15 protein-coding genes are annotated in these 16125 nt (G+C 54.3%); 3 read left to right on the forward strand and 12 right to left on the reverse strand.

Annotated elements, in window-relative coordinates; genetic code table 11:
- Positions 1-58: 58 nt before the first annotated feature.
- Both yajL and panE read right to left on the reverse strand, forming a co-directional pair.
- A complete protein-coding gene (gene yajL / locus DXX3274_RS06000; protein WP_042859060.1) occupies positions 59-655 on the reverse strand; it encodes a protein deglycase YajL in 597 nt (198 codons plus the stop codon).
- Positions 618-1538 carry a 2-dehydropantoate 2-reductase gene (gene panE / locus DXX3274_RS06005; RefSeq protein ID WP_042859061.1) on the reverse strand — a complete coding sequence of 307 codons (921 nt, stop codon included), beginning with the start codon at positions 1536-1538 and terminating at the stop codon, positions 618-620. Before panE ends, yajL begins: the two co-directional genes overlap by 38 nt.
- A 169-nt stretch (positions 1539-1707) precedes the next feature.
- Between panE and DXX3274_RS06010 the strand changes: the two genes are divergently transcribed.
- The 3 genes from DXX3274_RS06010 (at position 1708) to DXX3274_RS06020 (ending at position 4387) form a co-directional block, all read left to right on the forward strand.
- On the forward strand, positions 1708-2199 hold the full coding sequence (locus DXX3274_RS06010) for a YajQ family cyclic di-GMP-binding protein (RefSeq protein ID WP_038661264.1): 492 nt from the start codon (positions 1708-1710) through the stop codon (positions 2197-2199).
- Positions 2200-2603: 404 nt separating this feature from the next.
- Positions 2604-3794 (forward strand): aldo/keto reductase, encoded by a 1191-nt coding sequence (locus tag DXX3274_RS06015; RefSeq protein WP_042859062.1) that lies wholly within the window; start codon positions 2604-2606, stop codon positions 3792-3794.
- Between the two features lie 95 nt (positions 3795-3889).
- Positions 3890-4387 carry a nuclear transport factor 2 family protein gene (locus DXX3274_RS06020; protein WP_042859063.1) on the forward strand — a complete coding sequence of 166 codons (498 nt, stop codon included), beginning with the start codon at positions 3890-3892 and terminating at the stop codon, positions 4385-4387.
- Positions 4388-4421: 34 nt separating this feature from the next.
- Here the strand turns inward: DXX3274_RS06020 and DXX3274_RS06025 are convergent, their stop codons facing one another.
- The 10 genes from DXX3274_RS06025 to ampG all read right to left on the reverse strand — a co-directional run bounded on the left by DXX3274_RS06025 (position 4422) and on the right by ampG (position 16070).
- Positions 4422-5786, reverse strand: a complete 1365-nt coding sequence (locus tag DXX3274_RS06025) for an MFS transporter (RefSeq protein ID WP_042859064.1) — start codon at positions 5784-5786, stop codon at positions 4422-4424.
- Positions 5787-6146: 360 nt separating this feature from the next.
- Positions 6147-6779 carry an MBL fold metallo-hydrolase gene (locus DXX3274_RS06030; RefSeq protein WP_042859065.1) on the reverse strand — a complete coding sequence of 211 codons (633 nt, stop codon included), beginning with the start codon at positions 6777-6779 and terminating at the stop codon, positions 6147-6149.
- Between the two features lie 227 nt (positions 6780-7006).
- Positions 7007-7921, reverse strand: coding sequence for an SDR family oxidoreductase (locus DXX3274_RS06035; protein ID WP_042859066.1), 915 nt, complete (start codon positions 7919-7921; stop codon positions 7007-7009).
- Positions 7922-8180: 259 nt separating this feature from the next.
- A complete protein-coding gene (locus DXX3274_RS06040) occupies positions 8181-9092 on the reverse strand; it encodes an AraC family transcriptional regulator (protein WP_042859067.1) in 912 nt (303 codons plus the stop codon).
- A gap of 270 nt (positions 9093-9362) precedes the next feature.
- On the reverse strand, positions 9363-10253 hold the full coding sequence (gene cyoE, locus DXX3274_RS06045) for a heme o synthase (RefSeq protein ID WP_042861920.1): 891 nt from the start codon (positions 10251-10253) through the stop codon (positions 9363-9365).
- 16 nt (positions 10254-10269) lie between these two features.
- The gene (locus tag DXX3274_RS06050; RefSeq protein ID WP_042859068.1) at positions 10270-10602 is read right to left on the reverse strand and encodes a cytochrome o ubiquinol oxidase subunit IV; all 333 of its coding nucleotides are present in this window, start codon (positions 10600-10602) and stop codon (positions 10270-10272) included.
- The gene (locus tag DXX3274_RS06055; RefSeq protein ID WP_042859069.1) at positions 10602-11216 is read right to left on the reverse strand and encodes a cytochrome o ubiquinol oxidase subunit III; all 615 of its coding nucleotides are present in this window, start codon (positions 11214-11216) and stop codon (positions 10602-10604) included. The genes DXX3274_RS06050 and DXX3274_RS06055 overlap by 1 nt, the downstream gene beginning before the upstream one ends.
- Positions 11206-13197 (reverse strand): cytochrome o ubiquinol oxidase subunit I, encoded by a 1992-nt coding sequence (gene cyoB / locus DXX3274_RS06060; protein WP_038900557.1) that lies wholly within the window; start codon positions 13195-13197, stop codon positions 11206-11208. The genes DXX3274_RS06055 and cyoB overlap by 11 nt, the downstream gene beginning before the upstream one ends.
- A gap of 20 nt (positions 13198-13217) precedes the next feature.
- The gene (gene cyoA / locus DXX3274_RS06065) at positions 13218-14168 is read right to left on the reverse strand and encodes a cytochrome o ubiquinol oxidase subunit II (protein ID WP_042859070.1); all 951 of its coding nucleotides are present in this window, start codon (positions 14166-14168) and stop codon (positions 13218-13220) included.
- Positions 14169-14600: 432 nt separating this feature from the next.
- Positions 14601-16070: a muropeptide MFS transporter AmpG gene (gene ampG / locus DXX3274_RS06070; protein ID WP_042859071.1), complete on the reverse strand. Its 1470-nt coding sequence runs from the start codon at positions 16068-16070 to the stop codon at positions 14601-14603.
- Positions 16071-16125 lie beyond the last annotated feature (55 nt).

The following is a 16125-nucleotide window of genomic DNA, read 5'->3' on the forward strand; positions in this document are numbered from 1 at the left end:
GTTCATGACGTAAACCAGAAAAAAGCGCCTAACGTGGCGCTTTTTTTGTCTCTGAGCGTCAGGCCGGGTCCTGATAGTTGTAAATTCCCGGCGGCAGCACCAGCTGCGCGGCGATTTCCGCCGCCTTGTCTTTACCCAGCAACAGATCGATCAGCTTCAGGGCGAAGTCGATACTGGTGCCGGGGCCCTGGCTGGTCAGCAGATTGACGCGCGGGTCGAACACCACGCGCTTTTCCAGCCATTTTTCCGGCGAAATCCGCGCTTTCAGCGTTGGATAGCCGGTCATATTGCCGATCGGAAACAACTGGTGGTGTTCCAGCACCACCGCGGGCGACGCGCAGATCGCCGCCACGATTTTGCCTTCCTGATGGGTTTGCCGCAGACGCTCAACCAGCAGCGGGCTGTCGCGGAAACATTCTGCGCCTTGCAAACCGCCGGGCAGCACGACGGCGTCAAAGTCATGATCGGCAACGGCCACCAGCGGCGCGTCGGCAATCAGCTTTACGCCGCGGGAGCAGGTGATTTCCGTGCTGCCGTCGCTCGCCACGCTGGCCGTGGTCACGCGGATTCCTGCCCTGACCAGCAGATCGATGGTGGTCACAGCTTCGATTTCTTCGCTACCAGGTGCCAGACAGACCAGAACCGAGGCGGTCATATTCACTCTCCTTTCGTTTGATATAGTCGAACAGACGGCTGTTTTCCGGCAGGGAAAGCCCGTGGGCACGGGCGCGGCGCAGCAGGTAACCGGTGATGTAGTCGATCTCCGTATGGCGCTGCGCCAGCACGTCCTGACGCATCGAGGAGGTATTGGCCGCCGTGTTCTGGATGATTTGATTGACGTAGAGTTGCAAGCTTTCCGACGAAGTATGGAAGCCTTCGCGGTCCATGACCTGCGCCACTTCCTGGCAGAGCGCCTCAACCTGCTCCGGGTAAGCCTGCAATTCGCCGTTGGTGCATTGATACAGCACGGTCAGCGGATTGATGACGCAATTGGCGGCCAGTTTTAGCCAGCAGGTTGCGGTAATGTGGTTATGCCAGGCGACGTCAGGCAGCGCCTGATGCAGGGTTTCCGCCAGTTGGCTTTGTTCTTCTTCCCGGTTTGTCGAACGGTCGAGCGTACCGATATGGGTGATGCCTGCCGCGACGTGCACCACCGTCGTCGGATCCCGCCGTGCCGCGTGCGTGGTCACCCCCAATAGCAGCGGCTGACTGATTGCCGGCAGTTCTTCCCAGGTTCCCATTCCGTTGTGCAACAGCAGAATGGTGCAGTCGGGGCGTAACCGGGGCAGCAGGGCGGAAACCGCATCGGATACCTGCCAGGCCTTCAGCGTGACCAGCAGCAGTTCGCTTTGCGCCAGATGTTCGGCGTTGTTGGCTGTAAGATTAAGGTTACAACGCTCGCCGGAGAGCATCGTAACGTTAACCTGACAGGACGTTTGCGGGATACGCAGCCAGCCTTGTACATCATGCCCTTGCCGGTGTAACGCATTGAGCCAGAGTTGACCGATGGCGCCACAGCCAAGAACAGTAATTTTCATCCGCAGTTTCCTTTGTCGGGGGCCAGCCTGTGTTTATCCGGCTTATCATAAAGTATTCCGCCGCCGTCCGCCCGCCGCTTGTTGCGCGAGTCGCAGTAAGCAGGGCGAATTTTGCTTATTTGGCGTGAGCGGTTATCATGCTCGGCAGCTATTGTCAGGAGAAAAAATTATGCCATCTTTCGATATTGTTTCGGAAATCGACATGCAGGAAGTCCGCAATGCGGTGGAAAACGCCACCCGCGAGCTGGGCACCCGCTGGGACTTTCGTAATGTGCCGGCCAGCTTCGATCTGAATGAAAAAGCACAAACCATCAAGGCGGCCAGTGAGTCGGATTTTCAGGTTAAGCAATTGATTGAAATTATTCGTGAAAAGCTGGCAAAACGCGGAATTGAAGGCGGTTCGCTGGAAATCCCTGAAGAAATGGAGCACAGCGGCAAAACCTACAGCGTGGAAGCCAAGCTGAAACAGGGTATCGAAGCCACGCTGGCGAAGAAAATCGTCAAACTGATCAAAGACAGCAAGCTCAAGGTTCAGGCGCAGATTCAGGGCGAACAGGTGCGTGTTACCGGGAAATCCCGCGACGACCTGCAAGGCGTGATTGCGCTGGTGCGTGGCGCCGATCTGGGGCAACCTTTCCAGTTCAATAACTTCCGCGATTGATCCACGCTATTCCTGTTGCGGTTAATCAGCGACAGAAATGTATGGTTTGTTAATAAGGCGCCAGCGGCGCCTTTTTCATTGCCAACCTTAAACCACTTCCTGGGGAGGTGGTGATGGTTTTGCGGCAATGTTCCGGTTCTGTTCCCTTCGCATTGTAAAGCCCTCCCGTCCTGTGTTGACAAAAAATAAAATAAACTTTTCAAATCATATTGATACATAAAAAACAAACGTATTCATGCTGCTAACACGACTGTAAGTACTTCACAGCCAGTAGGTGTCGACGGTAAAAGAATGCGAACTCATACCACGTCTGGGACAACATAAAGCAGAGGACAGGGATGTCCTACTGCCTAACGTGCTGAGTGTGCCGAAGTTATCAAAAAGTCTGTTACAAGGAGAGCGCAATGAATCGTCGACACTTTCTCAAGGTTGCCGCTGGCAGTGCCATTACGACACTGGCTTTTAACGGCATCGCTCAAGCACAAAGTAATAACGGTACTCCGGCGGTGCTTCCGGCATCGCTGAAAGAACGTGGTTCTATTTTGCCAACCCGGGGAAACATTATTCGCACCAGCCTGCCGTTAAATCAGTCGATACCTGGCATGCGCTACCGTACGCCGTATCGCTTTGGTATGGGAGGGACGCAAATCGGCAATATTTTTGCGGCGATCAGCGATGAGCAGGCGCATAGCGTACTGGAGGCCGCCTGGGATTCAGGGGTACGCTATTTCGATACGTCGCCGTTTTATGGCTACGGGTTAAGTGAGTACCGTCTTGGGCGATTTTTGCGCAGCAAGCGCCCGGATGAATACATTATTTCCACTAAGGTCGGCAGGGTACTGAGACCGACGACAAAACCTACTGCCAATGCCGCATTGTGGGCATCACCCGCACCATTCAGTTATGAATACGATTTTTCTGCCGCCGGCACGCGTCGTTCGGTTGAAGATAGTCTGCAACGGTTGGGCATACCGAAACTCGATATTGTCTATATCCATGATTTATCGCCGGATAATACCGAGTTGCCGCGCCCGTGGCAGGAGCATTTTGCCCAGGCGGCCAAAGGCGCGATGGTGGAGTTATCGCGGATGCGTGATGAAGGGCTGATTCGTGGCTGGGGATTTGGCATCAACACGCCGAATGCCGCGGTGCTGGCGGCCGAGTCGGACGTACCGACACCGGATATTGTGCTGCTGGCCTGTCAGTATTCGCTGTTGGATCATGCGGAAACCCTGAATAAAACCTTTCCGGCGCTGGAAAAGAAAGGCATTTCCGTGGTGGTGGGCACCCCGCTGAATGACGGATTTCTGGGCGGGCGCAGTCGCTATCACTTCAGCGACAACATTCCGTCGGGAGCGGTGGAAAAACGTGCGCGACTGGCGACGATCGCCGATCGGTTTGGTATCGACATTCGCACGGCGGCGCTACAGTTTGCCGCCGCTCCTCCCATTGTATCCGCCGTTATTCCAGGATCGCGAGTGCCGGGGCAGGTACGGGCTAATGCTGATTCTATGAAAGTGGCGATTCCGCCGGAATTCTGGAGCACGCTACGTCGCGAAGGGCTGATTGCGCCCAACGCACCCGTGCCGGCCTGATTATTGCCCGATAAGAAGTCTGGACGCGCCGTATGGTATTCCGATTTATCATACGGCGCGTTACTTTCCGCCAACTGTTATTAAGGTGATGACCGATGAAAATACTATGCGCCGCATTGATGTTGAGCCTGTCAACGGTGTTGCCTGTCCTGGCTCAGACGACATCGCCATTGAGCGATGCACAAGCCAGCAAACTTGCCAGTAAGCGGGATCTGGTGCAGGAAGAAAAGAACCGGGCGTTGGTGGTTGAGTTTTATACGGAGGTATTAAGCCATCGCCGGGTCGATCTGGCTGATAAATACCTGAGTGCAGACTATATTCAGCATAATCCGTATGCGGCGACCGGGCGTGACGCGTTTGTGGCATTTTTTACGGACCTGTTCCGTCGTTATCCGCAATCCGAACACCGTATTATCCGCACCGCGACCGACGGTAATCTGGTCTATCTGCACGTACTGGCGAAGAATGCCCCGGACGATCGGGGACGGGCGGTGGTCGATATTCTGCGTGTTGATAACGGTAAGATCGTGGAACACTGGGATGTGGTTCAGCCGATACCTGAAACGAGCGCCAACACCAACGGGATGTTTTGATACGGCTTGCCCGGCGTGGGCAAGCCATCGAACCTTATTGACTGACCAACTGCTCCAACTGCTGCCGGCTGGTCTTCTTGCGGTCGATTTTCACGTAGGCGCTGAGTTCATCCGGTACAATCACCACATCCGCCACCCCCGGGTGCCGCTGCAGTTTATCGGACAGCGCATTATCCCGCAGCGCTTCATCCGGCAGGGCAATCCGCAGGCTGCTCAGATAAGGCGGCTCCTGCATGGTGAAACTGACCAGCAACCAGGCCAGCCCCAGCAGTGCGCCTGCGCTGAACACCAGCGATGCGCCGTGCAGGTCATATAGCGCGCCGCCGAGGCTGCCGCCAATCGCCACCCCGATAAACTGGGTGGTGGAATAGACTCCCATCGCGGTGCCTTTATAACCGGCTGGCGACTCCTTGCTGATCAGTGACGGCAACAGTGCTTCCATAACGTTGAACCCCAGGAAGAACAGCTGAATACCGATAAGGATCTGCCACAATGCATGGCTGCCCGCCTGCAGCAATACCAGCTCTGCCGCAATCAGAATCATGACGCAGGCAATAAAGACCTGCTTCATCCGCCGTTTGACCTCGGCATAGATGACGAACGGCACGACGGCGGCGAACGACACCAGCATCGTCACCAGATAGACTTTCCAGTGATGCTGCGGCGCCAGACCTGCCTGTTCCATTACCCGCGGTAATGCCACAAAGCTCGACATCAGCAGGATGTGCAGGCACATGATACCGAAGTTGAGCTTTAGTAGTCGGCGGTTGGCCAGCACTTTGCCGACGCCGTCGCGTACGATAGCGGACTCGCGATTCAGCACATGGGATGACGACGAGGGGATGACTGCCAGGGTAATAACGATAGCCAGCAGCGCCAGCAATGCGATCCCCCAGAACAGCGCATTCAGACCCAAGGCGTGGGTGACAATCGGACCGACCACCATGGCGATGGCAAAGGTAACGCCGAAACTGACGCCGATGAACGCCATCGCTTTGGTGCGGTTTTGTTCGCGGGTTAAATCCGACAGCAACGCCATGACCGCAGCGGAAATGGCGCCGGAGCCTTGCAGCGCGCGGCCCAGAATAATGCCCCAGATAGAGTCGCTGAGCGCGGCGATGACGCTGCCCAGCACAAATATCAGCAGACCGCCGACAATCAGCGGTTTACGCCCGATGCGGTCGGACATTAGCCCGAATGGGATTTGGAAGATAGCCTGCATCAGGCCATAAATGCCTATTGCTACGCCAATCAGTGATTCGCTGGCGCCCTGCAGGGCCATTCCGTAAGTGGTCAGCACCGGAAGCACCATGAACATGCCCAGCATGCGAAGTGAAAAGACCAGACCCAGTCCCCATGTCGCCCTCTGCTCAACAGGGGTCATGCGATTATCGTTCATTGCTACCTCTGACATTTCGTTAGCGCTATTTTAGTGTCCGGGCCCAAAAGCGTAAACGACAGGTTTGTTTCTGTATTTGGCAAAACAGGGGAGGGAGGATAAAAAATGTCCGCCGCCAGGTTCATTACGCGGTCGGTAGTGGCGATAAATATAAAATAAGGCAATGAATCAGCGAGGGTTTTAACCTTTGTACGGCGCCAGCGTTTTATGGGGCGGGAGCCACAGTGGCGCATCGCAGCGGCAGGCCGGAGGGCACGGGTTAGTTCACGCTAACTCACTTCTTGCCCTCCATCATATGACGTGCGCCTTCTCCTCCGCAAAAAGCGAAAGTGTGAGATCCGAACGCTCTGCTGAGAAACGTTAGGACAGAGCGCGAAGGACATTGTCGATATCAGACCGCCATTCCTCTGCGGAGACCGCTTTGAACGGAACGGTGCCAACCGAGGCGCTTGAAATAACTACCGTAGGTTCGAGGTCGCGCAGAAGCATAAGGCTGCTCTTGAGGTCCGATTTCGAGCCGCCTTCATACCAATTGGTGCGGGTTTCCCACATCCCGTGGTTCATATAGATAGTGTCTCCGGTAAAGAGATATGTTTGCCCATGAACTGAATGAACCAGAAAACACACGCTGCCTTTGGTATGACCGGGGGTTGGTATCACCTCGATGTTGCCCTGAAGGGTCTCCCGTCTATCGAACAGATAATCGACCGGCGTTACCTTTCTAACGTCCGGTTCCTCTAGTCGGTGGCAACAGAGTTTCGAGCCAAAAAGCGTTTTTATCTCGGCGAGTGCGCCGCCTACTTCATCCCGGTGGCTCAAAAACTGATAGGCTACTCCGCCCAGTTCTTGAATGTGTCGATGCTCCTGCCGCGAGCCAGAGTTGTAAAAGAGGATGTTGCCGGTGTTTTGTACCAGCAGATAGGCGTGGGAGTTTACGCCCGAGAATGGGTGCTCCACACGGGTCTGCCAGAGATCGGGATAAATCTGTTTCATACATGCCTCCTTTGTTGCCAGGCAGACGTGCGATGGAGGTCGGCCGCCTTCGCTGTTCTACGCATTTCGCTCCATCGCCGGTCGCTGCAACATGTGCTCGAACGATTATTCATAAGTGAGCTGCGCAACTCAGGTTCGCCCTGATAGCAAGGAGCAACGCCGGTTTAGAATTTCTTCTGTCTGTTTAGCAGATTGCATTCCAGGCCGGGTTGCCCACTCAGTCGGCGCTAGGTGTGTGCAGATTCAGGTGTCTGGAAATACATCTCTCCTTCGAGATCGGAAAGCAGCGAAGGCATAATCGGGTTCCAGCCGAGTCTTTCCCGCGTCAGGCGGCTTGATGCGTCCAGGTCGAATGAAACAAAATGCGAGAACCATCCGAAGTGCGCCTCTGCTTCGGCTGCGGACTTCGAAATGATGGGTACGCCTAACCCACGGCCGATAGCAATGGCGATGTCTCTGAACGGAATGCGTTCCTCGGTGACGGCATGATAGCGAGCGCCCGAGGTACCTCGTTCCAGTGCGAGACGATACAGCATTGCAGCGTCGAGACGATGCACGGCTGGCCAGCAATTTTGACCGTCTCCGATGTAGGCCGAAACCCCTGTTTTGCGCGCAATGTCGATCAGTAAAGGCACGAACGCATGGTCGCCTTCGCCGTGAACGGACGAGGCGAGCCGGACGATCGAGGCATGGACGCCCTTTGCGATGACCGCGTCGACGGCTTCTTCCGTTGCTGCACGCGGATTCGCTGCAGACCCCATTGCGGGCATTGAGTCTTCGGTGGTTCTTTGGCTCTTGGGAAGAATGCCAATGGCTGATGTAATCACAAGCCGGCGGGGGGATCCTTCGATAACTGATCCCAGTGCCTCGATCAAGCGACGGTCAGTTTCGCAGTTGGTCTGAAATTTGGAAAAATCATTGTCAAAGGCGGTATGGATAATGCTGTCACAGACCGCAGCCCCGGCGAGAACGCTGTCGAGATCCTCTATGTCGCCGCGATGAACCGAACCGCCGATAGCCCGTAAATCATCGGCGGACTTGTCTGAGCGGACAAGCCCAAGAACCTGGTATCCATTAGCGATCAATTCGCGGATAACCGCGGAGCCGACGAATCCGCTGGCTCCAGTAACAAAAATTCGCATGGTCGAGCCCCCTTTTTCATTTCCTGGTGAAAAAGCATGGTGAAAAAACGGCTGATGATGGGGTGATTGGGTGCCTCAATCTCAAGCCGTTGGGGCATTCTATTGGACTCGTTTTGTACGATCTATACCGGTAAATCCAAATATCTTTCGCTATCGTCCAGAGTCGGGATGTGGCGTTTTTGGGGAAATATTACTCTGCATTAAGAGCGAGGGATATGACGCCCTTGAGGTTTCATCCGGAGGTAAGGGCTGAGGCAAGTTATGCGCCCGGTCCTACCGAGCGGCTATATCGCCTTGGGGAGTGCCCTATAATTCGCTTGAACGCGGTGCTGAATGCGCTTTCCGATTCATACCCAAGCGAAAAGGCGATGGTGGAAACCGGATCGTCTGAGTTCATTAGTCGATCGCTGGCGAGCAGCATACGCCATCGCGTCAGGTAATTGATTGGAGACGTACCGACGGCTTCTTTAAAACGCTGTGCGAATGAGGAGCGCGACATACCCGTCAGTTCGCCCAGTTCCTGAACCGTCCAGTTCAGGGCGGGTTTTTCATGGATGGCGGCGATTGCCGCACCAACGTTTTTGTCGGCCAGAGCTGACAGCAGCCCGACGTCATGGCAATCCAGATGCAGCCTGAGCGCTTGCACCAGGATCATGTGCGCCAAATGCTGCAAGATGAGGACGCTGCCGGGCTGCGGTACTCGCAGTTCCTGCATCATTCGTTCTACCAGCCACCGTAGTGTTGTTTGATCCGCGGTGCTACGGATGTGAACGATGCGGGGCAAAAGTTTCAATAGCATGTCGGCATGCAGTTCGGAAACGGAGAAGCGGCTACTGACGATAAATACGTCGCCGCCGCCGTTCCAGCTAACTATGCCGCCGCTTTCCGCTCCCGTGAACACCTCCGCCGCCTGCACCGGCTTAACGTCCATTTGGCTGGCAAGGTGAAACGGTTCCCCTCGCGGAAGAACAAAACAGTCGCCGCTTTCGAGTTGAACCGGCTCGTCAACCCCCTCCACCGCTAGCCAGCAGCGCCCCGTGACTATCGCGCCGCTCTTGATCGTTCCCGTTTGGTCAGGGAATTGAATCGCCCAGTCGCCGCCGCCGTCAAATCCGGCAGACATGTAGTTAACTGGCTTCAATAAGGCTAGAACATCGGAAAGAGGATCCATCAGCGCTCGCGGACGATTAGCAAATAAAAATGAGTTTTTATCCTAAAACGTCCGGCACTTTAGCGCCAGGTTTTTCAGCGTTCTTTGATTTGCGCCACACTCAGCGAGGCTCGCTGGGGGAGGAGAGGGCGGGTGTGGTAAGTTTGATTTCAGTCAGGCTGATTACTGGGAAAACCCTCTGTGGTGGGCCTCAGTGTAGACCGGCCAATCGTTGCATGAAAAAAAACAGACGGGCAAGCCCGTCTGTCGGTAAGCGTGTACTGATGACTATCAGTGCAGGTAAGTCAGCAGCGTTTCCTGCATGGGCGCCATCGAATCCACCGACATCATGACGCTCAGGGAAGTGATAGCCACGATGGAAAACACGAACAGCTTTCTTGCCCATACGCGATCGTCGTTCGGGCTTTTATAGCCGGACAACGCCATGCCAAGCCACCAGACGCTGACCGCCGCCGCCACCACCAGGTATTTATAACCGGCGTAGCCGCCCAGCGACAGCATCAGGGTCGCAATCATAAACGCCAGGATATACAGCGTAATATGATGCTTCGCCACGGAAATGCCTTTGACGACCGGCAGCACCGGAATATTGGCGGCCTGATAATCCTTAAAGCGGAAAATCGCGATGGCATAGGAGTGCGGCATCTGCCACAGGCTGAAAATCAGCAGTAGAATCAGCGCGCCGGCGTCAAACTGATTGCTGACGGCGCAATAGCCGATTACCGGCGGCGCCGCGCCTGACAGGCTGCCAATCAACGTGCCGTAAACCGAGTGGCGTTTCATGTACAGGCTGTAAACGCCGACATATACCACAAACCCCATCACCGCCAGCCACATGGCCAGCGGATTTGCCGCGAGGTACAGTAACGCGAAGCCAGCAATACCCAACAGCGAAGCGTAAATCAGCGTGTTTTTCAGCGGAATCAGCCCCTTCACCAGAACCCGATTCTTGGTCCTCTCCATTTTTTTGTCGATATCGCGATCGATAACGTTGTTAAAGACGCAACCCGATGCAACGACCAGCGACACCCCGATCAGGGTCGCGACAAACAGCGGATAGTTGATGGTGCCCTTGGCTGCCAGCAAAAATCCGCCGATAACGGAAATCAGGTTGCCAAAAATAATGCCGGGTTTGGTGACCTGCAGGTATTGCTTAATCATCATGTAAAAGGCTCGGTTACTGAATCATCATGTTGTGGTGCGCATTCATCATGATCCACAGGGATCCCACCACCACGATTGCGATAATCAGGGCGGTAAACACAATGGCTACCACATTCCAACGCTCTTCTGATGAGGTATTGAGATGCAGGAAGTACACCAGATGAACCAGAATCTGGATAACGGCGCAGCCCAGCACGGTCAGCAGAATGACGTTGTGGGAAGCCGAACCGTTCATCACCAGACCGAACGGAATAACGGTCAGGATGATGGACAGGACGAAACCAATCAGATAGGACTTCACGCTACCGTGGCTGGCGCCGGCATGATCGTGTGTGGAATGACTCATTACATCGCCCCCATCAGATAAACAACAGTGAAGACACAAATCCATACCACGTCAAGGAAGTGCCAGAACAGGCTCAGACACATCAGACGGGTCTTGTTGGTGCTGGTCAGGCCGTATTTCGTTACCTGGATCATCATGATGGCAATCCAGATCAGACCGGAGGTCACGTGGATACCGTGGGTACCGACCAGCGCAAAGAATGCGGACAGGAACGCGCTGCGGTCAGGACCGGCGCCTTCTGCGATCAGGTGATGGAATTCGTAGATTTCCATACCGATGAACACCAGCCCGAACAGGAAGGTCAAACCCAGCCAGGCGTTAACCTGGCTCTTGTTGCCTTTGTTCATGGCAATCATCGCCATGCCGTAGGTGATACTACTGAACAGCAGGGCGAAGGTTTCCACCAGCACGAACTTCAGATCGAACAGTTCCTTGCCGGTCGGGCCGCCAGCGGTGCCGTTCACCAGAACGGCGTAGGTCGCGAACAACATCCCGAACAGGATGCAGTCGCTCATCAGGTAGATCCAGAAACCGAAGACCTTATTGGCGCCGGTGTCGTGGTGCCCATGCTCGGCATGGGCTGCATTATGATGAGTTAACGTATCAGTGGACATTTTTCACGCCTGCTTTGCTGAGTTTATCGAAGTTTTGATTTTCGATTTGTTCGACCTCTTTAACCGGCACGTAGTAATCCACGTCCTGATTAAAGCTGTGCACGATCCAGGTCGCAACCATGCCCACAAAGCCGATAATCGCCAGCCACCAGATGTACCAGATCATCGCGAAACCAAATACCAGACTGAATGCGGAGATGATCACGCCTGCGCCGGTATTCTTCGGCATATGAATTTCTTCATACTGGGCCGGTTTGCGATAAGCATCGCCTTTTTCTTTGATTTCCCAGAATGCATCGCGTTCCTGAATATGCGGCACAATGGCAAAGTTATAGAACGGCGGCGGAGAAGACGTTGCCCATTCCAGCGTACGGCCATCCCACGGGTCGCCGGTCAGGTCGCGGTTCTGGTCGCGGTCGCGGATACTGACGGCAAACTGGATAATCTGGCACAGGACGCCCAGCGCAATCAGGCCGGCACCGATAGAGGCCACCACCAGCAGCGGGTGGAATTCCGGATTGATCTGTTGGCTCAGACGACGGGTCATCCCCATGAAGCCCAGCACGTACAGCGGCATAAAGGCTACGAAGAAACCGATAATCCAGAACCAGAAGGCGCGTTTGCCCCAGGTTTCATTCAGCTTGAAGCCAAATGCTTTCGGGAACCAGTAGGTGATACCGGCAAAGCAGCCAAACACCACGCCGCCGATGATCACGTTATGGAAGTGAGCGATCAGGAACAGACTGTTGTGCAGTACAAAGTTGGCGCCCGGTACGGCCAGCAGTACCCCGGTCATACCACCAATGGAGAAGGTGATGATGAAGCCGGTGGTCCACAGCATGGCGGAGTGCGGCTGAATGCGCCCCTGATACATGGTGAATAGCCAGTTGAAGATTTTAACCCCGGTCGGGATTGAAATAATCATCGTCGCTATACCAAAGAAGGCGTTGACGTTGGCGCCGGACCCCATGGTGAAGAAGTGGTGCAGCCAGACGATAAACGACAGAACGGTAATAGCGATAGTCGCCCATACCAGCGAGGTATAACCGAACAGACGCTTTTTACAGAAGGTTGCCACTACTTCGGAGTAAATACCGAACACCGGCAGCACCAGGATGTACACTTCCGGATGGCCCCAGGCCCAAATCAGGTTGATGTACATCATCATGTTGCCGCCCATATCATTGGTGAAGAAATGGGTGCCGAGGTAACGGTCCAGCGTCAGCAGAGCGATGGTCACCGTCAGAATCGGGAACGCGGCAATAATCAGTACGTTGGTGCACAACGCCGTCCAGGTGAACACCGGCATTTTCATCAGCGTCATGCCAGGAGCACGCATTTTCATGATGGTGGCGAAGAAGTTGACGCCAGTCAGCGTGGTACCCACACCGGAAATCTGGAGACTCCAGATCCAGTAGTCTACCCCGACGCCGGGACTGTATTCCTTACCTGACAAGGGCGGATAGGCTACCCAACCAGTCTGGGCGAACTCGCCGATGCCCAAAGACAGGTTGATAAGAACCACGCCGGCCACAAACAGCCAGAAGCTGAGTGAGTTCAGGAAGGGGAAGGCCACATCGCGTGCGCCGATCTGCAGCGGAACCGCCAGGTTCATCAGACCGACCACGAACGGCGTCGCCACGAAGAAGATCATGATCACGCCATGAGCGGTGAAGATCTGGTCATAGTGGTGAGGGTTGAGGAAACCCGCTTCACCGGCGGAGGCCAGCACCTGCTGACCACGCATCATGACGGCATCGGCAAAACCACGCAGCATCATCACCAGACCGACGATGATGTACATGATCCCGATTTTCTTGTGGTCCACGGAGGTGAACCACTCGGACCACAGCCATTTCCATTTACCAAAATAGGTAACGGCAGCCAGCAGCGCCAATCCGCCTACAATGATTGCCGCCACCGTGACCATGATAATCGGCTCATGGTAGGGGATCGCATCAAGAGTTAATTTTCCGAACATCGTTTATCCCTCGACTCCTTTTAATGAGAGGAGTGCTCGCTCATGTTCATGCCCTGGTGATTCTGCATGCCTTCTTCTTTCTTAGGCTCGCTTTCGGCACCGTGCTGCATGTTCATGTTGTTGCCAATGAATTTGGTAATGATCTGGCTGAACAGCTCAGGTTGAACCTGAGAGTAGTACTCCACCGGGTGGTACTCGGTAGGTTGCGCCAGTTTGTTAAAGTCATTCATCGTGCTCAGCGTCTTGGATGACTTGCGTACATTCTCAACCCATTGGTCAAACGCTTGCTGATCCGGGGTCGCGATGGCGGTGAATTTCATGCCGGAGAACCCTTTACCGCTGTAACCGCCGGAAATGCCGTCGTACTTGCCCGGCTCATTGGCGATCAGGTGCAACTGGGTCTGCATCCCGGCCATGGCATAGATCTGACCACCAAGACGCGGAATAAAGAAGGAGTTCATCACCGTATCGGACGTAATCTTGAAGTTGACCGGAACATTGGTCGGGAATGCCAGTTCATTGACCGTGGCGATGCCAAGGTCCGGGTAGATGAACAACCATTTCCAGTCCAGCGACACCACTTCAACATTGATGGGTTTGACATTGGAATCCAGAGGCTTATAGGGATCAAGCGAATGGGTGGTTTTCCAGGTGATCGTCCCAAGGATGATGATAATGATGATGGGAACCGTCCAGACAACGGCTTCGATTTTGTTGGAGTGCGACCAGTTTGGCGTGTACTTCGCTTTTTCGTTGGAAGCTCTGAACTTCCAGGCGAAGGCAATCGTCATAATGATCACCGGGATAACAACGATCAGCATCAAACCGAGTGCTGTCAGTATCAACGAACGTTGCTCTAACCCGACTTGTCCTTTGGGGTTCATCAATGCCATATCACAACCACTGAGAAGCAGTGTGGTTGCGATTAAAGACAACATCCCAAAAATTTTATTGTATTTCCTGAGTCTCATCTAGCGACCTCAATTACAAGGGCTCTATTGTCATTTCACGCGAGCGGGCATTTTACGGGAAGGTTACCGCACTGTAAACATGATTAAAGAGATGTCAGCCTGCTGTTTACAGTTTTTGCCTGACCTGTCACATCTGAGATACATTTCTCAAAATTACTTTTAAAAACAGTGGGTAAACCGACTACAGAAAAAGTATGTATCGCTTTTCAGGAATTACAACTATTTCTGAATACTATTTCGCTCTGGTGTTAATATTTCGTTTCTATAAAGTTGCGCTGAATAACATGGTCAGGCGGAATTATTAAGAATAATGAAATAAATGTTTCTACTCGCTGATGCCTGAGAAGAAAAATAATTTAATAAAGTGATAATAGATAATGACGGCACGCTTTTTAGCGATAGCCTGCATTTATTGATTTACAACCGCTCGATTTACAGGCGGCGTGACAACAGATAATCCAGCGTGCCGCCGAGTAGCATCGCCAGTACCGCCAGTATAGCGCCAGCGGTCATCAGCATGCTTTCCGCGCCGGTGTTTCCCAGCCAGCCCAAACCCACCATTCCCCAGACAAGCAGACCGCCGGCGAACAGTACGCAGCCGATAAAAAACAGGCGGGAAGCCAGCGTATAAAGGTGTGGATAGGCGTTACGACGAGTGAAAGCGCCTCCTGATTGCGCCTGTTCCAGCGATGGGCGGCAAATTTTTAACAGGAGCAGCCCCGGAATGGCGATGATGATCGAAAACAGGTAAAACCATGCCCAGCCGTACAGTTCGACAAACCAGCCGGCAATCGGGCCGACGTAAACCCGTCCGACTGCCGACAAGGCGGACAGCAGAGCGAACTGGGTTGCGGAAAACGATTTGTTACAAAGCGTCATCAATAACGCCACAAAGGCCGCGGTTCCCATGCCGCCGCACAGGTTTTCCAGAAACACCGCCGATGCCATGGTAAATAACTGCTTGTCCGTGACAGCAAGTAGCCAGTAACCGGCATTCGACACGGCCTGCAGCAGGCCGAACAGCATCAATGACCGGAACAGCGTCCAGCGTTGCATCAGCACCCCGCCGTACAGCGCGCCGATAATCGTGGCGAACAGGCCCAGGGTCTTATTGACCAACCCCACTTCGCCTGGATTGAAACCGACCCCCCGGATCAGAAAGGTCGTGCTGAGGCTGACGGCAAACGCATCCCCCAGCTTATAAAGCACAATCAGCATCAGAATCAGCCAGGCATTATTGCGGCTGAAAAAATCTTTCAGCGGTGCGAAAACCGCTTGTTCAAGAGACTGCGGAGCGGGTTCGCTGACGGCAGGTTCCGGCGACAGCCAGGTCGCCAGCGTGCACAGCAACAACAGACCCGCCATCAGCCAATAGGTGGCTTGCCAGCCGAGAAAACGATCGGCAATCCACAGCGCCAGGCCGCCGGAAACCAGCATGGCCAGCCGATAGCCCAGAACGGAAATGGCCGCGCCGCTGCCGCGTTCCTCCGGCGGCAGCAAATCGGTTTTGTACGCATCAAACACGATGTCCTGCGATGCGGAACAGAACGCGATGATGACAGCCAGCATTGCCAGCCACCATAAATGATGCGATGGATTCAGCGTACCGATAAAGACGATCGCCGCTACCAGCGACAACTGCGTCACCAGCAGCCAGCCGCGGCGGCGCCCCATAAACGGCGGCGTATAGCGGTCCATCAGCGGCGACCACAGGAATTTGAAGACATAGGCTTGTCCCACCAGCGAAAAGAAGCCGATGGTTTTTAGATCCACATTTTCTACCGTCATCCACGCCTGCAACGTGCCGGAAGTCAGTGCCAGCGGTAAACCCGAGGCAAAACCCAAAATCAGAAGAATGACACTGTTGCGTTCACGGAAAAGCGAAAAAAGACGGCTGAGCATGCGAGGTCCTTTTCCCTTGCCCTGACAGGGCAAGGGAGGTGAGGCGGAATAAACT

Source organism: Dickeya sp. NCPPB 3274, from assembly GCF_000406205.1.
GTDB lineage: Bacteria > Pseudomonadota > Gammaproteobacteria > Enterobacterales > Enterobacteriaceae > Dickeya > Dickeya fangzhongdai.